At 43.3% G+C, this 1398-nt stretch carries 2 protein-coding genes; both read left to right on the top strand.

The window, feature by feature from the left end; genetic code table 11:
- A partial coding sequence (locus KUV50_RS19270) for a hypothetical protein (protein WP_222581844.1) occupies positions 1-376 on the top strand: 376 nt, incomplete at its 5' end.
- Positions 377-920: 544 nt separating this feature from the next.
- Positions 921-1398 (top strand): hypothetical protein (locus KUV50_RS19265; RefSeq protein WP_222581843.1); only part of this gene is annotated, 478 nt, incomplete at its 3' end.

Here is a 1398-nt window from a genome sequence, read left to right as displayed (position 1 = left end):
TAAATGGTATGCGTGCATTAACAAATTATGCATGTTCAATTTTCAAAAAATATATTCAAAGCTTCCCAGGGCTTCACAATCCACCGTGCTCCAGGCACCCCACAGGCTTATGAATCCCTTCAAGGGATCAGGGATTTGCAAGCTTATGAATCTTCCAGGCTCGATAGAGCATGGAAGAGAACAGATTGTAAAGCCCGGCTGGAGCGAAGAGAAAGGAAGGCCCGGCTCCCAGGGCTTCACAATCCACCGGGCTCCAGGCAACCCTCAGGCTTATGAATCCCTTCAAGGGATCAGGGATTTGCAAGCTTATGAATCTTCCAGGCTCGATAGAGCATGGAAGAGAACAGATTGTAAAGCCCGGCCTTTGATAAACTAAATTTCCCAGGGCTTCACAATCCACCGGGCTCCAGGCAACCCACAGGCTTATGAATCCCATCAATGGATCAGGGATTTGCAAGCTTATGAATCTTCCAGGATCGATAGAGCATGGAAGAGAACAGATTGTAAAGCCCGGCTGGAGCTAAGAGAAAGGGAGGCCCGGCACTTTGATAAGCTCAATCCCAGGGCTTCACAATCCACCGGGCTCCAGGCAACCCACAGGCTTATGAATCCCATCAATGGATCAGGGATTTGCAAGCTTATGAATCTTCCAGGATCGATAGAGCATGGAAGAGAACAGATTGTAAAGCCCGGCTGGAGCTAAGAGAAAGGGAGGCCCGGCACTTTGATAAGCTCAATCCCAGGGCTTCACAATCCACCGGGCTCCAGGCAACCCACAGGCTTATGAATCCCATCAATGGATCAGGGATTTGCAAGCTTATGAATCTTCCAGGATCGATAGAGCATGGAAGAGAACAGATTGTAAAGCCCGACTGGAGGGAAGAGAAAGGAAGGCCCGGCCACTTTAAAAAACCAAAATAATGAGAACAGACTACCATGCTTCATTACAACCTCAAAGCGTCTATCATTTTTACAACAAGACAGTAAGCCAGAGAAAGTTATTTTATGACCAGAAAGACTATAAACGTTTTTTGAATAAGTTTAAACTATACTTTACGGCTTACATGGACATTGTTGCATATTGTTTGATACCAAACCACTTTCATTTTATGGTCAAAATCAAAACAATAAACCCAACCATTCGAAAGCTTATAGTGAAAGAAAAAACAAAAGCAGCGGTTAAATTTCTTTCTAACGAAGATACTTTCAACGAGTTTGTTTCTGATCAATTCAGAAGGTTTTTAAGTAGCCATTCCTTGTATATCAATCATAAATACGCCATCCAAGGATCTTTACTTTTAAAAAAGACAAAAAGAACGGCAGTGGTAACAGACACAAAATTATATGACCTGCTTTGTTACATCCACCACAATCCCATTCATCATGGTTTGACAATAA

The organism is Membranihabitans marinus, from assembly GCF_019802045.1.
GTDB lineage: Bacteria > Bacteroidota > Bacteroidia > Chitinophagales > Saprospiraceae > Membranihabitans > Membranihabitans marinus_A.
The sequence above is the reverse complement of the archived record's forward strand: the minus strand, read 5'-3'. Positions and strand labels throughout refer to the sequence as shown.